We start from the raw sequence: 16,823 nt of genomic DNA, 5'->3' as shown, positions 1-16,823 counted from the left end.
GTAAAGGCGCGCAACAGGATAGAGATATCGTTGTCACTGGTGCGCCTTTATCCCACAATAAACCAATTTGGAGGTTGTTTCATGGCGAAAATCAATAAAATGATGGTGGGTGAGTCCCTCGTCGGTGACGGAAATGAGGTCGCACATATCGACCTTATTATCGGGCCACGGGGAACCCCTGCGGAGACTATCTTCGCACAAGCCCTCACAGACCAAAAGGAGGGCGTCAATGGGTTGTTGGCAGTCGTCGCGCCCAATTTGATGACAAAACCAGCAACGGTGATGTTCAACAAAGTCACGATCAAGGGCGCTAAACAAGCTGTCCAGATGTTCGGACCCGCTCAAGTGGCCGTGGCGAAAGCCGTCATGGATTGTGTCGAGGACGGAACAATCCCTAAAGGGGAAGCCGAAGACCTCTTCATCAGCGTTGGCGTGTTCATCCATTGGGAAGCCGATGATGACAAGAAAATCCAGCAGTTCAACTACGAGGCAACAAAAGAAGCGCTCAAGCGCGCCGTCAGTGGTGAACCTAAGGTGGATGACGTCTTGTCACAGAGGGGAAGCGTCTCTCACCCCTTTGGCGCTTAAGGAACGCATCGTCTGTTCCCCACAACACCGATAAAACCTCATGATAGAACCTCATGGGGGACATGGTCTATGGAGGCTGGGTCTATGGAGGCTGGGTCTATGGAGGCTGGGTGGCATGGGGAGCAGATGATGTCGCCCATAAGCGAGAAAGGGAGACGTCAACAAGGGAGACCATAAAAGAGCGCACGGGGAGAGCTCACAGGAAGAGCTCACAGGAAGAGCCCACAGAAAGGGCTCAGGGGGAGCTGGCGGGGGAAGCGCATGGGAGAGGGGTGTCGCCAAGATATGCGCCCCTCTCCCCAAGACGGACAAAAGATGGCCCCCACAAGCGTGAGAAAGGAGTGAAAAACGATGCGGCTTGCCATCCTCACCATATCCGACTCGCGCCATGCAAAAAATGATGTCTCTGGCGACACGCTCTATAGCCGCGCCAAAAAACATCAGCATAACATCATTCACCGCGCCATCGTCCAAGATGAACGACAGGCCATTATCGATATCCTACGCCTATGGTGCAATGATGACAATGTTGACGCCATCATGACGACGGGAGGAACAGGATTGACAGCGCGCGATGTGACGCCAGAAGCCGTACGCTCCATTCTCGACAAAGAAATAGAGGGCTTTGGTGAGATGTTCCGCATGCTCAGCTATGAAAAAATTAAGACATCCACCATACAATCACGATGTCTCGCCGGCGTCTGTCAAGGAACATATATTTTTGCTCTGCCGGGGTCGCCCAGCGCATGTCGTGACGCATGGGATATGCTGTTAGCCTACCAACTCGACCCAAAAACAAAGCCTTGCAACCTCGCAGACATCCATCATCGTCTGTGATACAGAGATGACAAGACGCCATAGGACGCTCCAATCCTCGCCTCGCCATCATGCATGACGACTCCATGACTCAATGAATCACGAGCTCATCGATTTTGCTATCATCATCTTGTTCTCGCTGGCCGCAGCGTTAGGCGTCGGACGGTTGCGACAACCGCCTATTCTTGGCTTTATCCTCGCTGGACTCTTACTCGGCCCATCGGTGCTGGGACTGGTCGAAGATAGAGAGCAAATCGAAGTCCTAGCCGAATTGGGAGTCTTGATGCTCCTCTTCCTCATTGGCGTCGAAATCCCCACAACACGTTTCCACAGAGTCTGGAAACCAGCCTTGTCGGTAGCAACCCTACAAGCCCTCCTCAGTATCGCCATCACATCCCTTATTTCCTTCTTGTTTCATGTGCCCCTCGCCACAGCTATCGTGTTTGGCTTCGTCATCACCCTGTCGAGCACAGCCGTCGTCGTCAAAATGCTCACGACCATGCGTATCACCGCATCGCCTGTGGGACAAATTATTGTGGGTATCCTTGTCGCACAAGACCTCATGTTTATCCCTATGATGCTCATCGTCAATATGCTGTCGGCAACCGACATCAGCATCTATGATGTCGCTCGCGTCTTGCTCGCTATGGCCTTGATGGCCGTTATCCTCTTTATCCTCAATCGAAAAGGGCATATTCGCCTACCCCTCGCCCATGCCACATCGAAAAATCGCGAACTGGTCGTCTTGCGCGCGGCCGCCCTGTGCTTTGGAAGCGCTGCCCTCTCAGGGATTGTCGGCTTCTCTCCCGCCTATGGCGCCTTTCTCATGGGGATTATCGTCGCCCATAGCGATGAACGAAAGCATGTCCTCAATGAATTGATGCCCATAGAAACCCTCCTCATGATGATGTTTTTCCTCTCTATAGGATTGCTCATCGATATCGACTATATCGTCCGCCACTGGCGCACCGTCGCCCTTGCCCTCTTTGTCGTCGTCATGCTGAAAACATTGCTCAACATTTTTCTCTTACGTGTCGTCGGCGAACCTTGGCACCATGCGCTCGTCGCTGGCTTTCTTCTCGCGCAAATTGGCGAATTCTCCTTCCTTATCAGCAAAGCCGCCCAAGCAGGACAACTCATCACAGACGAACAAGCATCCCTCATTATCACAACAGCAGCGCTCTCACTCGCCATCACACCGCTCTGGCTCACATGCGGACGCTATGGCATGCGCCTGTTCCTCGAAGCTGACCGCCTACGCAACATTCTCCTCACATCACGCAAACATCGCGACCCATAGAAAACAGGCGATGACACCATGCCACACAGAGCCTCCACACACCATCACCTCATTGGCGGGATAGACGAGGTAGGACGCGGCGCACTGGCAGGCCCCGTCTTCGCCGCAATGGCCGTCTTTAACCCGCGCACCCTCGACCCCGACATAGCCTCGCGCATAAGAGACAGCAAACAATTGACAAAGCCCCAACGCCAAGACATCGCCCGCACGTTAACGCGCCATATCTCCTTCACATTAGGCGCTGCCAGCGTCAGAGACATCACGCAACGCAATATCCTACAGGCATCGCTCCTCGCCATGGGCCGCGCATGGCATCACGCACCACATAAACCAACCATCCTCCTCATAGACGGCATACACGCACCACCCATCCCAAGCCCCATGCGCACCATCCCACAAGGAGACGCAAAGGATATGACCATCGCCGCCGCATCCATCATCGCTAAAGTCGCCAGAGACACCATCATGGAAAAACTCGCCCAACGCTACCCCGCCTATGCATGGCACAAAAATGCCGGCTACCCCACACCACATCATCAATACGCCCTCAAACACTACGGAAGAACAGCACATCACCGACCCACCTTTCGCCATGTCCGCTCTGTCCCCGCCTATCTATGACGTGACAACCACAGGCAACGTCAACAGGACACGCAAACCACCATAAGGCGAATCTTCTAGCGCAATATGACCACCATAGAGACGCACCTTGTCACGAACAATAGATAACCCTAACCCTGTCCCCGGCGTCATCTCGTCCAAACGCAAACCTCGCTGAAAAACACGCTCCCTCACCGATAACGGTAAGCCATCCCCATCATCATCAAACATGAGGCATGCCGTCTTCGCGCCAGACATGTACTGACAATGCACCCACACACGCTGAGACGCCCATTTACAGGCATTGTCCATAAGGTTGCCTATCATTTCCTCAATGTCATGCTTGTCGCCTACACACCTCACGCCTTCTAGCGCCTCGCTCTCTACATGGAGAGTCTTATCACGATATAATTGAGATAAGACATGCCGTAAAGACGCCAACACCGACATGATATTCACTTGCCCACGTGGCACACCCGCCATCGCACTGGAACGCGCACGGGCAAGATGGTGGTCTACATAGCCTTTCATCACATCCAATTGCTCTTGCAACGTCTCAAAGGAGACAGCGTCTGGCTTCATGCGCACTTCATTCATCAAAACCGATAGGGGCGTGCGCAACGCATGGGCAAGATTGCCTATGTGAAGACGCGATTGCTCCACAAGGCGCACATTATGACGTATCAAACCATTGATCTGACGCACAAGAGGAGACACTTCACGAGGGAAATGCCCATCGCCTAAATCCTCGCGCCTCCCCTCACGCACCTCTCCCAATTGACGCGTAAGGCGACTGAGAGGACGCAAGCCATACCTTATTTGCACAAAAATCGCCGCCACCAACGACACACCAAACATCACAAGACTAATAAAAAGAATGACATTGAAGCGCCTAATCGATGCCTCCATGCGACTGGTCTCTCCTGTCACCATCATCCATACGGGACGTCCTAACCCCGGAAAAAACAACTGACGCACGACAAAACGCACCCTCTGCCCTTTGTAAAGACGCTCACCGCCCATCGTCAGAGGCATGGCATGGGTATCACGCACCCCAGTGGGATGAAAATCCAACGTCTCGTCCCACAAAGACACAGAACGCAAAAAAGGACCAAAGCCCGTCTCTATCTGCCAATACCACCCCGAACGCGGTAAATCAAAGCGCGGGTCACCAATGCCCGCCACCACATCCAATGTCCCATCGCTACGAAGACGCACATTTTTTATAAGGCTATTCGCAAGCACATCTAAATGCTCGTCAAAAGAACGCACCGACACATCGCGGAAAATTGCCGCCAAAATGAGCCCGCCACCGCATAAGGCAACGCTCACCATCACACTCGCCGCCAATAACAGACGCGCATGCAACGATAAAACAGAGCCCCTACCCCCGCCGCGCCCCATCATCGCTCAAACAATAGCCCAAACCACGCTCCGTCTTGATATAGCGGCGTCCTAACTTCTTGCGTAAACGGCCGATAAAAACCTCTATGGTGTTCGAATCAAGGTCAAAATTCTGGTCGTAAATATGGTCGATAAGCTCGCTCCTCGATATAACCTTCCCCTTATGGTGCATAAAGTAAGAGAGGATTTTATACTCATGCGCCGTCAGGGATAACATCTTATCCTCTAGAAAAATACGCCCCATGCGAGAGTCCAAACGCAACGACCCACATGTCAAATCAGGAGACGCATGGCCGCTCGCCCTACGTATAAGGGCGCGCAAACGCGCCAGCAACTCCTCCATCTGAAAAGGTTTCGCCACATAATCATCACATCCCGCATCAAACCCCGCCACCTTCTCGCTCCAATCGCCACGCGCCGTCAAAATAAGAACAGGCATCGTCCTCTTCTCGAGACGCCAACGACGCAACACCGATAAACCATCCATCTGGGGTAAGCCTAAATCCAAAATGACAGCATCATACGGCTCAGTCTCGCCTAAAAAATACCCCTCCTCTCCGTCCTCAGCCACATCCACAACATACCCATGCTCCTTCAAACATGCGGACAATTGGCGCAACACATTCTTGTCATCCTCGACCAGTAAAATACGCACAAGCTCTCTCCTCCTATCAATCCTCTCACTCTTCTTTGTCCAAAACAGACGCCGTCTTCGCATCGACACGCCAGCGAACGACTCTCCCCTCTTCCGTATAAAATGTTATGTCATACACCCATCCATGCAAACCCGCTTCCCTGTCTATCAGGCGTATATCCACAATATGCCCCGCACTCGTCCCACGCCCCAAAACACGGGAAAGAATCAATTGAAGGGGCAAAATCTCACCCGAACGAACAGCCTGCAACGCCTTATCATGACTTATGGCCTCAGCGCGCACCACCGATACACACAAGACAGACGACAAGACGAGCAACGCCACCATGTCACGGAGAAAACATGTCAATCGCTGGACCATAGCGCTCCTTATGGGCTTTAATTTTACGCATCAGAGTGGAAAAAGCATAGCATGCCTCGTCGCCAGACGCAATCCAACGCCATGGCGCCGCCCCAACAGCCATCGATAGCTCCCCCTCTCTCATCATCCTACGGCAATAGGCCAGCCGTCCATAAAGCGTGAAGTGCGTAAACACATGGATAAACGACTCCGCACAGAGAGACCACGCCCCATCACAGGGAACATGCGCCCGCCAAGAATCATCGTCCCACGCCCCCGTCTGCCACGGCGTCGACGGACATTCTAACAAGCCCGCCAACAAGCCCCTCTGAGCCCTCTTATAGACAAGATAGTCGCCTCGCCTGTTCTGCACCCAAAAAAAGATGGCATGGCGACATGGACGGCGTTTCTTCTTCACACGCACAGGATAAGACGATACACACCCCCCCTGATAGGCGCGACAGAACGGACGCAAAACGCACACATCACAAAGAGGCGCTGCCGCCTTACAGACCGTCGACGCGAAATCCATCAAGGCATGAACCATCTCGCCATAGGCATGCGCCCCTGCATCACGAGTGCCTACAGGAGGCATACAGGCGTCAGCATGCGCCCTCAATCGGTTGCAACCTTGTGCCGACAAAGGAAGCGGTTCGCCAAAACAATACAGGCGCGCCATCACACGTATGATGTTACCATCCAAAGGCATAGAACGCATGCCAAAGGCAAACACGCATAGAGCCGACGCCGTATACGCCCCTATGCCCGGAAGAGACATCAAGGCACGTTCGTTGCGGGGAAAACGACCGCCATGCTCACGCATAACCATCCGCGCCGCCTCATGCATATGGTGCGCACGCCGATAATAGCCCAACCCCTGCCATGCCACTAAGACCCTGTCACGCGACGCCGATGCCAATGATGCCAATGTCGGGAATTGACGCAAAAATTGACGATAATAAGGAATCACCACAGGAACGGTCGTCTGCTGAAGCATGACCTCACTCACCCATATCTTATAGGCTTTGTCGGAGTCCTTTTGCCATTGACGCCACGGTAAAATACGCCCATGATGGTGATACCACCCTAAAAGAACACGCCATAGCGTCTCGCCGCGCCTCGCAGGGTTTATCTCCTCCATGTCACACCTCATGCCTGTCCCTTCCTACCATAAAACCCGCGCGCGCATACGCCCCCAACAGAAACATATGGCGCGGGGGTTGCTCGCCCTCGGTATCGTCTCCCGACAATTGACGACGCCATTGGATAAAAAATTTCACGCCCTGCTCGCCACGCTACGTAGCCAATGGCCCCATATCGTCGGACACACCATCGCCCAACATACCATGCCAGAACGTATCTACGTCCATCGACATAGAAAAAAAACAATCCTCAAACTCCTCGTCACGCCCATGATGGCAACGCAATACTACTATGAACGCCAACATATCCTCCAATGGATAAACGCCTATGGCGGCGGATACCAACATATCGATGATATTCATATGACACCGACACGTATCCAACAATTCACACACAAAACGAAAGGCGAAGGAACATCGTTCGTGGAATCACGTCTCACAGACCATAGGCAGAAAAAACAAAAAGACACAACAGAACAGCCTCATGCCACGTTGACGCCAAAAAACAGGACACGCCCGCCCAGCACAGACCATATACGCGATCATAGCTTGCGCGATGCCCTCGATGCCCTCTACGCATGGTCACATAAAACGCCCTAAATCATGGACGTGGTGAGACAGAAAAGAGCCTCCTCAAACGTTTTATAGAAGACACATCGCACACCCGCTATCCTCATTGTCTTATGTCCCATTGTCCCTGTTCCGTCCCTCAAGAGTCGCCTCCATCATCACCGACGGCACAATCCCTCCAATTGATTGCTGAAACGACAAAGGACAAGACAGATATTGCCCGCGACCAAACCCTCATGGGCGCTGTCGCCAGAGGCAAAAAAGATGCGTTAGACAAGATCATCCGCCAGTATGGCCGCCCTCTTCACGCCTTTATCCACCGCCATGTCGCCGATAAAGAGAGTAGCCACGATATTGTCCAAGAGAGTTTCCTACGCCTCTTGCGTCATGCGCCCTCATGGCAAGGCATAGGCCTCATCCGCCCATGGCTCTACAGGACTGCTTATCGATTGGCGATGGATGACCACCGCCGCCATGCCCGCCTCACCCCATGGAACGACGAGCACCATGACAACGACTCACAGGACGCGCCCTATCCGCCCCGCCAAGAGCCTCACAGCATGGAACGCCATGACGACAGGCTCTTCCTCCAACGATGCATGGAAGAATTGCCACCTTTACAGAGCGCCGCCATCGACCTCGTCTATATTCAAGGCTATAGCCACAAGCAAGCCGCACAGATCATGGGGAAAACGGATGACGCCTTGATGTCCCTCGCCGCCAGAGGGCGTAAAAACCTGCGCGCCATCATGCGCAAAAACACCGCCATCAGCTCAACAGCACACACACCATGAGCCGACACACGCAAGACAAAGATATTCTCTGGCTAGAGGCGTTCTTCGACCGCTATGGCACGCAACAACAGCGCTGGCCGCTGGGTCCCGCCCAAAAAGCATACCGTATCATCCGCTCACAGCGCCATGATATAGACCGCATGATACAAGAACATACGACCATCGACACCCTCTGCCAAGCCATAGCACAACACGACCATGAGACGACACACCCCTATCCGTCTGATTGGCTCGCCACACAGAGACACCAAACGCCTCAAGACATAAGCCACGCACGACCAACCTCTCACCGCCACCGCACACCAGCCCATACGCTCCCCCTCGCCGCTGCCCTGCTTGTCGGCATCGTCATCGGCATGGCGGACGGGGTGACAGGACCCACATCCTCTGTTGCTGAGGCTCTCCTCTTCGAGGATGAACAGCTGACAGAGAATATCTTCCCTATCAATCTCGCACTGGAGGAATAACCCATGCAAAAACTGAGACAACTTCTCTCAACGAATCTAGGGCGTATCGCCTTCGTCTCCATACTCCTCAATGGTATCTTCGTTGGTGTCGCTATCACCATCATGTTCAAGCATGGGGGCTACCGCATGCACGCACGATTCCACGAGGCACAAGACCACCTCAGCGCTACATCCCAAGAACAGATGGAACAAAGTGCTACGTCCTTGCGCGCCATGATGCACGGATATCGAAGCGCCATGCGTGAAGCGCTCAGAGATATGCGCTCTATCCTGACGGAAGACACGATGGACAAACAGGCACTCCAGCAACGCTACCAACAATGGCGCGACGCCATGACACGCCACATGGACGACTCCTATGCTCTCATGGAGAACATCATTGCCGATATGGAGGATGATGAACGGCAAGCCTTCTTTGCCACCCTCCTCAAAGAGCCACTGCCATTGAGACGCCACCGCCACAGACATGGACATGCGAAAGCGCCAAACCCATGATGGACAGCCACCACTGAAACTGACAACATCATCATAAGGGGTGCGCCCCATACCCTTCCCCATGCGACGCTTCTCCTCTTATCTGCTCTTTTCCGTTGCGTGCCTCGCCATAGCCCATGCTGAGAGCGCACCAGCCCATGCCGTTCTCGACCAAGCGCTCGAGGCGATGACGGACAAAATTGGCGATGCCTTCGACAACGCACAATCGCCTCTCCTCGTCATGTACCGCATGCATAGGCGATTCCAAGACGCGCAAACGCGCCTCAGCACACAATCCCAAGCACAACTCCATGACACGCTCCGCACCATAAGAGGAAGCATGCACACATACAACGCCACCATCGCGCCACACATGATAGAAACGATGCGCTCTCTCCTCACCGCCAAAACCATCGACCAACAAGCCTTACGCCATACCTACCGCCAATGGCGAGATAGTCTCACGGACAGGATAGACCACGCCTACGACGCCCTCGAAACCCTTGTCCTCACCTTGCCAGATGACGAACGCCATGCCTTCCTCACAGAACTCCTCAAAGACCCTCTCCCTTTCATGCCCGCCCCCTCTCTCCCTCAGTAAAAATATCCCTGCCATGCTTCGTGACTTGCATGACACGATAAAAAAGCTTATGGTCTCTGTGTGTTCCCCATGTCCTTATGGAGTCTTACGTTAACGCATTTTTGGAGGATAATTGATGAAACGCCTATGCACTTACCCTTTAGCCGTTGCTGTGTTCATGGTTGCTTTTCACGTCGAACGCGCACCCATCGACAAGACATCCCATGCTGTTGTCATCAGCTTACAGGAAGCCCATGCGACCATCGCTGACACGCTAGAGGCGATGACAGAGAAAGTCTTGGGGGACCCAAGTGCGCCTGTCACCCTTATAGAATACGCGTCTCTGACATGCGGGCATTGTGGGAATTTCCATAATAATGTCCTCCCCTCCATCCAACAGAGATTCATAGAGACGAAAAAGGTCAAACTCATTTATCGTGATTTTCCTCTCGACCTCTATGCTGTGCGCGCCTCTATGCTCGCACGTTGTAGCGGTAACGAGCGGTTCTTTCACTTCCTCAAGGTGCTCTACCAACAACAGCCCATATGGACACGGGCCGAAGATCCGTTGGTCGCTCTCGTGCGGATCGCCAATGTGGGCGGTATCAACGGGGACGACTTTCAACGCTGTGTTGGCAATAAAGGCTTAGAAGACGCCATCCTCCAAGAACGAAAAGATGGCGAAAAAGCCTATAGAATCAACGCCACACCCACACTGATCATTCGTGTCAACGGCAACGACACAAAATATGAAGGCCCCGTCACCGTGTCGGACTTAGGGATTGCCCTCGAAGAAGCATGGAAAAAGAGCCAAGGACGCTAAGGCGACAAAAAGCCCTTTCAAGATACAACACCCATTGTGGAATTCGATAGATTAGAGATTGTCGGCTTTAAGTCCTTCTATGAGCCTTGCACTCTAACGTTTCACCCCGAACTCACAGCCATTGTCGGTCCCAATGGGTGCGGTAAGAGCAATATCGTCGACGCTATCCGCTGGGTCATGGGCGAAACCGCCCCCAGATATATCCGTGGCGGCGATATGGACGATGTCATCTTCGCTGGCACACAACAGCGCCCCCCTCGCAATATCGCCGAAGTCACCCTATCCCTCAGCCATGTTGATACCCAGCACACAACCTTCCCTATCAAACAAAAGACAATCCATATCACACGCTCCATAGAACGCTCGAAAGGCTCCACATGGCGATGTCACAACGACATCGTGCGCGCCCGCGATGTGCGACTCCTCTTTGCCGACTCCGCCACCCATGCGCGCTCCTCCATGATGATAGGACAAGGCGACATTGTCCAATTGATACAAAATACACCTCAAGCAAGACGGACCATGTTAGAAGAAGCCGCTGGCATTGGCGGACTCAACATAAGACGCACAGAAGCTGAACAACGCCTCCAAGCAAGCGAAAAAAATCTCCAACATATCCAAGAAACATTACAGCAGCTGAAAACACGCCATCACGACATCCAAAGGCAAGCAAAACACACAAAACGCTACCGAACGCTCATGGATACCTTACGGGAAGCCGAACGACTCTATCTCTATCAGCAATGGCAGAGAGCGCACTATCACTGGGCACAACATCACCAACGCATGGGCGCACACAATGAGACACGCCAACAGCTCGAAAAAGAAAAAAAAGACCTACAGAAACGTTATGATGCCATCGCACCAAAAAGAGACCATTACCAAAAAGTCCAACAGGACATACAAACAGAAAAACAACAGCTAGAACGCCAACGCCATGAGCATACCGCACAAGAAAAATATCACGCCCAACAACAGCATATCATTGAAAAACACCTCAAGGAGAGCGAGCAAGAATATACACACACCCAACAGGAGTTAGAAGACATACAAGCAGTGCTCACGGAGAAACAAAACGCCTATCGCCTCTGGCAACGCGAACATCCCGCACCATCACACAACACACAAGAGACCCACGCCCTCACAGAACTGGAACGGCGCCTCCATGCTGAAAGGCGCGCACTCCTCGAGGCACAAAAAACGCTCGCCCATATGGAGGAAAAAAAGAACGCCCTCATAAAAAAAGCACAAACACTCTCACACGACCTCGCAACCCATGAAAAAACAGCAACCATAGATGATAGGAAACAGCGCTATGCCCGCGCCATGCAGGAACGAGACGCCAGCGAAAGACACCTCAACGCCTCGAAGCATGCCCTGACGCAAGCCGAACAGCATGCCCAAAAAACCAACGCCCATGCCCATGCCCTCAGCAGCGAACGCACACGTATCGCTGACAAAATAAGCGTCCTCGAACAATGGCACAGCGCCAATCTATCCAAAAACAGGCAACCCCATGCTCAGCCCCATAAGCAATCCCATGCCATCGCCGTACAGCAAGGGTATGAACAGGCCCTCGACGCGGCGTTTGATGACCATAGCCTCGATGCCTCCAGCGATAGCACGCACCCATGCCACTGGCATACATGGGACAATCAAGATACGCCTCCCCCACTCCCCCCCGGCATCAAGAGCCTCTATCACTATGTGACGAAGAGCCCGCCCTACACACACAGACGCCTCCTCTATACCGGCGTCGTCGAAGAAAATAATCCACATATCCACACCCTCCATCAGAGCCTCAAGCCCGGACAACGCCTCGTTACCAAAGAAGGGAGTCTCTGGCGATGGGATGGCTATGCCAAAAAAGACCCCGCTCACCCCTCCACATCATGGTCCAAACGCCAAACACAGGAACTCGAACAACTCTACCGCCAACAGAAAACACTCGCCCACAAGATAAAAGACGCACAAAAACAACAAGAAGACGCCCAAGCACACCATCACCAAGCGCGCGCCACATTAGAGCGCGCCTATGCTGACGACCAAGAAAAAACCCTCCTTTGTCAGCAAGCACAAAGAGACCATGAAGCACAAGAACAACAAAAACGACAAGCACAACAAGAACAAACGGCCATCGCCAAAGAACGCCCTCTCATCGATGCCGCCATCGAGCAGGCATCCGCCATCATCAACAAAACGCCCCTCGAAACACTAGAACAAGCGTATCTCGAAAAAAAACATCGCCTACAGAATCAAGAACACAACGCCCGCCTCTACACACAGCAAAAACAAGAGCACCATAACAATATCGATGCATGGGAACAGCGCAAAAAAAAGGTCATGGAACACCAAAGGATTGTGAAAAAAAGGTGGGACGAATCACAAAAACACGCCATAGAGCATAGAGGAATGCCCGCTCACTTCGCCAAACAGAAAAAGACACTGGACGTCGCATGGTATCAATGGGAAAAAAAGAGTCTCGCCATCAAGCCTCTCCTGCTAGACATGCAGGCAGAATGCCAGACGATAGAACGCCGACAAAGAGACATCGATACAACGCTCAAAGCCGTCCAACGTCAACAGACAACAACACAGCAAGACCTCACGACAGCCCTCGAACACAAGAAAAGAAAAGAACGGGAATTCACCATCACATACGGCATAGAAGCCGAAACCCTTATGCATCACTCTTCCCATGATATGCGACCACCATCCGACAAGGACAGCGCCCGCCAACTAGAAACGCTAGAACGTCTCAAAAAACAAAGGGAGTCCTTAGGCAACGTGAATCTCCTTGCCGAAGAGCAACTCATCGCCATCGAAAAGGAACGGACACATATCGAACAAGAATATAACGATATGACTCACGCCATCGCCAAACTGCACAACGCCATCACCCGTATCAACAACGAAAGCCGACAACGACTACGCAAAGCCTTCACAGAGAGCAATACCCATTTTAAAAAAATCTTTCGCCAACTCTTCGGGGGGGGAACAGCATCTATGAAGCTCACAGACCATCAAGACCTGCTCGAATCTGGCGTTGATATTTTTGTCACACCCCCCGGCAAAAAACTCCAACGTATCAGCCTCCTCTCGGGAGGCGAAAAAACATTCGCCGCCCTCGCCTTGATATTCGCCTTTTTCCTCGTGAAACCTCCTCCCATCTGTATCCTTGACGAAGTCGATGCCGCCCTCGACGACCATAATACAGAAAAACTCTGCGCTTTTTTACGCAACATCAATAAAGAATTCAAAACACGCTTCATCGTCATCACGCACAATATCATCACCATGCGCGCTATGGAACATCTCTACGGAATCACGATGGCAGAACCGGGCGTCTCACAATGCGTCCACGTAAACCTCAACAAAGCCGAAGCCCTTATGGAACAGGCATGACCTCACCCACCTCACAACCAACCCCATACAACAAAGAGCGCGCATGACAAAACGAAGCCTCCACGACCTCGACAACGCCATCATCAAGGCACAACACAAGCACCATCAACAGGCCTCACCACCACCCAAAGGACAGGCATCCCTATGGCGCTGTGCCAGCGATATGCTCGCCCCCCTCATTGTCAGCGTCTTTATCGGTATCCAGCTAGACACATGGCTCGACATGAAACCCCTCTTTCTTATTCTCTTCTTTTTCCTTGGGAGCGCCGCGGGCTTCCTCAGCCTCTGGCGCACCCTCTCACGACACAAGCCATAGCGCCTAAGAAATACCACCATGATATGGTTGACACGCGCCCATAAAAAAACATAGAGTAGCAGGGTGGAGCAAGCGCAAAAAAATCTATAAGGACATCCTATCAAGAAAACCCACAAGGAAACCCCGCAAAGAAACGCCCACAAAAGAACACATGGACCCCATACATGATCACCCTTGTCTTTTATTTTCTTGTGACGCCTATGCCTCACAACAGCATGCACCATGAGAGCGTGGAGGCGGTGGCAGACACTATGCCCATCGCCCATAGCGGAGGGACAAACGCATCGAATTGTCATTGTGACCGCCGATATGGTGGTTGCGTCTATCATTGCCACTGATGTCGTCACCCATCACCAACATTGTTGTCTAAAACATCGTGTCATGGCATCCAATCCGTTACAGCAATTTACCATCACCCCCTTGAGCCCCTCTATCGAGGTGGGTGGCTTTCCCCTCTCCCTCACCAATTCTGCCGCCGCTATGCTGGCCAGCGCCGCCCTCGTCATGCTCATCGCCTTCCTTGCTATGCGTCGGCCAGCCCTCGTTCCACAGGGAGGGCAATCCCTCATGGAGCAAATGTATGGATTCATTGCCTCCATGCTTCGAGACAATGCTGGTGATAAGGCGCTTCCCTATTTCCCCCTCATCTTTACCCTCTTCACTTTTATCCTGTTTGGCAATTTGCTAGGCCTCATCCCCGGCAGTTTCACATTCACAAGCCATATCATCGTCACCTTTGCTCTCGCCATTTTTGTGTTCCTCTTCGTGACCTTGCTCGGTATTGTCACGCATGGATGGCGCTTTTTATTGCTCTTCGTCCCTTCTGGTGTGCCTAAGCTCATGCTTCCTCTCATGGTTGTGATCGAGATGATTTCTTATCTCTCGCGTCCCGTGAGCTTGTCTTTGCGTCTCTTTGCCAATATGATGGCGGGACATATTATGCTTAAGGTCTTTGCCAGTTTTGTCTTTGTCCTTGGCATCGGTGGTATCGTCCCCTTGGCACTCGATGTGGCATTAACGGCCTTCGAATTGCTTGTGGCGTTTCTACAAGCCTATGTGTTTGCCGTCTTGTCTTGCCTCTATCTGGGCGATGCCTTGAATCTCCACTAGGCGAAGACATCTATCACACTAACCCCTTATGACAGGAGCTTGATTATGGATATTGAAGCAGCAAAACTCATCGGAGCAGGCCTTGCCGTCGTTGGCTTGGGTGGTGTCGGGGCGGGTATTGGGCATATTTTTGCCGCCCTCGTCGATGCCATCGCACGCAATCCCGCATCCGCCGACTCGGCTTTCCCGCGCGCCCTCCTCGGCTTCGCACTCGTGGAAGCCGTCGCCCTTTATGCTCTCCTTATCGCTTTCCTTATCCTCTACGGATAAGCGCGAAAACAGAAAAGACGGACGCCCAACGGAAGAGGTGGTAACCCATGCCCCAACTTGACGCAACATTTTACCCCAGTCAAATCCTATGGCTCTTCCTTGTGGCGTCCGCCCTCTATGTTTTCACGCGCCGCTACCTGATGCCACAGGTCGAAGCCATCATGCAGAAGCGACAAGAACATATCGAACATCACCTCAACCAGGCAAGGATGTGGCATAGCGAAGCCACAAAAAAACAAGAGGCATATCACGCACTTATCCAAGAAACACAGGATAAAACGCAAAAAATCCTCCAAAAAGAAAAGGAAGACATGCTCGCCTTACGCCAAGAAAAACTCGATGCCCTCAAAGCGCAATTGCACAGCGATATGGAACGCACAGAAAAACAACTTCGCACAACACAAAAAGAAGCACACGCCCAATTACAAAAAGACATGGCACAGATTGTCGTCTCACTCCTTGACAAGACAGCCCACATCTCTATCACCGAACAGGAAGCACAGGAAACATTAGAGAAGCTCCATCAATAACGCACAAGATAAGACGAAGACAGAACATATCCCCCAACAACAGACAAGACCATGCTCGACACGCTTCTTATGCCTCTCCTACACGCTATCCCCCACGCACCACAGAGCGCGCAAGAGATAGAGGCATATCTCCAAAATCCATCCACATGGACAACCGTCGCCTTTGTCATTTTTGTCATCATCGCCTTTCGTCCCCTCAAGAAAGCCTTCACCAATATCCTCAACAACTACAGCGAAAAAATCGCCCAAGATATTCATGAAGCCGTGCAACTTGCCTATGAAGCAAGAACCGCCCTCGATGACATCACAGACAAATACGAGAAAGCAGTCCAACAAACAAACAAAACCCTACAGGACGCCCAAGAAAAGGCGCAACAATACCGACAAGAGGCACAGGCACAGACAGACATGCTCATCGCACAACAAAAAAAATTAGCCCAAGCCCGTAGACACACGCTGGAACAGAATGCGCTCAATGCCGTGCGCTCTCATAGCGTCCATACGGCTCTCCACGCCACACGTCTTATTCTCGCAACAAAGCTCAGCCCCCAACATCATCAGACAAGCCTCACAAACGCCTTGTCCCAACTCAAAAAACAGCGATGGACAGACCACAAACGATCAAAGCACTAGGTCAAT

21 protein-coding genes are annotated in these 16,823 nt (G+C 52.3%); 17 read left to right on the top strand and 4 right to left on the bottom strand.

The window, feature by feature from the left end:
• Positions 1 to 81: 81 nt before the first annotated feature.
• The 4 genes from fae (at position 82) to GDA54_03465 (ending at position 3,325) form a co-directional block, all read left to right on the top strand.
• Complete coding sequence (fae, locus tag GDA54_03480) at positions 82 to 588, top strand: formaldehyde-activating enzyme (protein ID MBC6497367.1); 507 nt, start codon at positions 82 to 84, stop codon at positions 586 to 588.
• A gap of 351 nt (positions 589 to 939) precedes the next feature.
• Positions 940 to 1,425, top strand: a complete 486-nt coding sequence (locus GDA54_03475) for a molybdenum cofactor biosynthesis protein (protein MBC6497366.1) — start codon at positions 940 to 942, stop codon at positions 1,423 to 1,425.
• A 73-nt stretch (positions 1,426 to 1,498) separates the two neighbouring features.
• A complete protein-coding gene (locus tag GDA54_03470) occupies positions 1,499 to 2,704 on the top strand; it encodes a cation:proton antiporter (protein ID MBC6497365.1) in 1,206 nt (401 codons plus the stop codon).
• A gap of 18 nt (positions 2,705 to 2,722) precedes the next feature.
• Complete coding sequence (locus tag GDA54_03465) at positions 2,723 to 3,325, top strand: ribonuclease HII (GenBank protein ID MBC6497364.1); 603 nt, start codon at positions 2,723 to 2,725, stop codon at positions 3,323 to 3,325.
• Here the strand turns inward: GDA54_03465 and GDA54_03460 are convergent.
• Genes GDA54_03460 through GDA54_03445 form a run of 4 tightly spaced genes read right to left on the bottom strand, consistent with a single transcriptional unit; the run spans position 3,320 to position 6,844 of the window.
• Positions 3,320 to 4,711: a HAMP domain-containing histidine kinase gene (locus GDA54_03460; protein MBC6497363.1), complete on the bottom strand. Its 1,392-nt coding sequence runs from the start codon at positions 4,709 to 4,711 to the stop codon at positions 3,320 to 3,322. The genes GDA54_03465 and GDA54_03460 overlap by 6 nt on opposite strands.
• On the bottom strand, positions 4,689 to 5,363 hold the full coding sequence (locus GDA54_03455; protein ID MBC6497362.1) for a response regulator transcription factor: 675 nt from the start codon (positions 5,361 to 5,363) through the stop codon (positions 4,689 to 4,691). Before GDA54_03455 ends, GDA54_03460 begins: the two co-directional genes overlap by 23 nt.
• A 25-nt stretch (positions 5,364 to 5,388) precedes the next feature.
• A complete protein-coding gene (locus tag GDA54_03450; protein MBC6497361.1) occupies positions 5,389 to 5,724 on the bottom strand; it encodes a hypothetical protein in 336 nt (111 codons plus the stop codon).
• Positions 5,693 to 6,844 (bottom strand): A/G-specific adenine glycosylase, encoded by a 1,152-nt coding sequence (locus GDA54_03445; protein ID MBC6497360.1) that lies wholly within the window; start codon positions 6,842 to 6,844, stop codon positions 5,693 to 5,695. Before GDA54_03445 ends, GDA54_03450 begins: the two co-directional genes overlap by 32 nt.
• A gap of 10 nt (positions 6,845 to 6,854) precedes the next feature.
• On the opposite strand from GDA54_03445, the gene GDA54_03440 reads away from it, so the two are divergent.
• The 13 genes from GDA54_03440 to GDA54_03380 all read left to right on the top strand — a co-directional run bounded on the left by GDA54_03440 (position 6,855) and on the right by GDA54_03380 (position 16,817).
• A complete protein-coding gene (locus tag GDA54_03440) occupies positions 6,855 to 7,445 on the top strand; it encodes a DUF721 domain-containing protein (GenBank protein ID MBC6497359.1) in 591 nt (196 codons plus the stop codon).
• A gap of 83 nt (positions 7,446 to 7,528) precedes the next feature.
• Positions 7,529 to 8,209 (top strand): RNA polymerase sigma factor, encoded by a 681-nt coding sequence (locus GDA54_03435; protein ID MBC6497358.1) that lies wholly within the window; start codon positions 7,529 to 7,531, stop codon positions 8,207 to 8,209.
• Entirely contained in the window at positions 8,206 to 8,676 is a 471-nt protein-coding gene (locus tag GDA54_03430; GenBank protein MBC6497357.1) for a hypothetical protein, read from the top strand. Before GDA54_03435 ends, GDA54_03430 begins: the two co-directional genes overlap by 4 nt.
• Before the next feature lie 3 nt (positions 8,677 to 8,679).
• Positions 8,680 to 9,171, top strand: a complete 492-nt coding sequence (locus GDA54_03425; GenBank protein ID MBC6497356.1) for a periplasmic heavy metal sensor — start codon at positions 8,680 to 8,682, stop codon at positions 9,169 to 9,171.
• A gap of 61 nt (positions 9,172 to 9,232) precedes the next feature.
• Positions 9,233 to 9,751, top strand: coding sequence for a hypothetical protein (locus GDA54_03420; GenBank protein MBC6497355.1), 519 nt, complete (start codon positions 9,233 to 9,235; stop codon positions 9,749 to 9,751).
• Between the two features lie 115 nt (positions 9,752 to 9,866).
• Entirely contained in the window at positions 9,867 to 10,553 is a 687-nt protein-coding gene (locus tag GDA54_03415) for a DsbA family protein (GenBank protein ID MBC6497354.1), read from the top strand.
• A 36-nt stretch (positions 10,554 to 10,589) separates the two neighbouring features.
• On the top strand, positions 10,590 to 13,958 hold the full coding sequence (locus tag GDA54_03410) for an AAA family ATPase (GenBank protein MBC6497353.1): 3,369 nt from the start codon (positions 10,590 to 10,592) through the stop codon (positions 13,956 to 13,958).
• Between the two features lie 43 nt (positions 13,959 to 14,001).
• Complete coding sequence (locus GDA54_03405; GenBank protein MBC6497352.1) at positions 14,002 to 14,274, top strand: AtpZ/AtpI family protein; 273 nt, start codon at positions 14,002 to 14,004, stop codon at positions 14,272 to 14,274.
• Between the two features lie 215 nt (positions 14,275 to 14,489).
• Positions 14,490 to 14,612, top strand: a complete 123-nt coding sequence (locus tag GDA54_03400) for a YHYH domain-containing protein (protein ID MBC6497351.1) — start codon at positions 14,490 to 14,492, stop codon at positions 14,610 to 14,612.
• Between the two features lie 43 nt (positions 14,613 to 14,655).
• Positions 14,656 to 15,384 (top strand): F0F1 ATP synthase subunit A, encoded by a 729-nt coding sequence (locus GDA54_03395; protein ID MBC6497350.1) that lies wholly within the window; start codon positions 14,656 to 14,658, stop codon positions 15,382 to 15,384.
• Positions 15,385 to 15,429: 45 nt separating this feature from the next.
• Positions 15,430 to 15,654: a F0F1 ATP synthase subunit C gene (locus GDA54_03390; GenBank protein ID MBC6497349.1), complete on the top strand. Its 225-nt coding sequence runs from the start codon at positions 15,430 to 15,432 to the stop codon at positions 15,652 to 15,654.
• A gap of 47 nt (positions 15,655 to 15,701) precedes the next feature.
• Positions 15,702 to 16,184, top strand: a complete 483-nt coding sequence (locus GDA54_03385) for a hypothetical protein (protein ID MBC6497348.1) — start codon at positions 15,702 to 15,704, stop codon at positions 16,182 to 16,184.
• Between the two features lie 51 nt (positions 16,185 to 16,235).
• Positions 16,236 to 16,817 (top strand): hypothetical protein, encoded by a 582-nt coding sequence (locus GDA54_03380; GenBank protein MBC6497347.1) that lies wholly within the window; start codon positions 16,236 to 16,238, stop codon positions 16,815 to 16,817.
• The last annotated feature ends 6 nt before the right edge of the window (positions 16,818 to 16,823 follow it).

Source organism: Alphaproteobacteria bacterium GM7ARS4, assembly GCA_014332745.1.
Lineage (GTDB): Bacteria > Pseudomonadota > Alphaproteobacteria > GM7ARS4 > GM7ARS4 > GM7ARS4.
The sequence above is the reverse complement of the archived record's forward strand: the minus strand, read 5'-3'. Positions and strand labels throughout refer to the sequence as shown.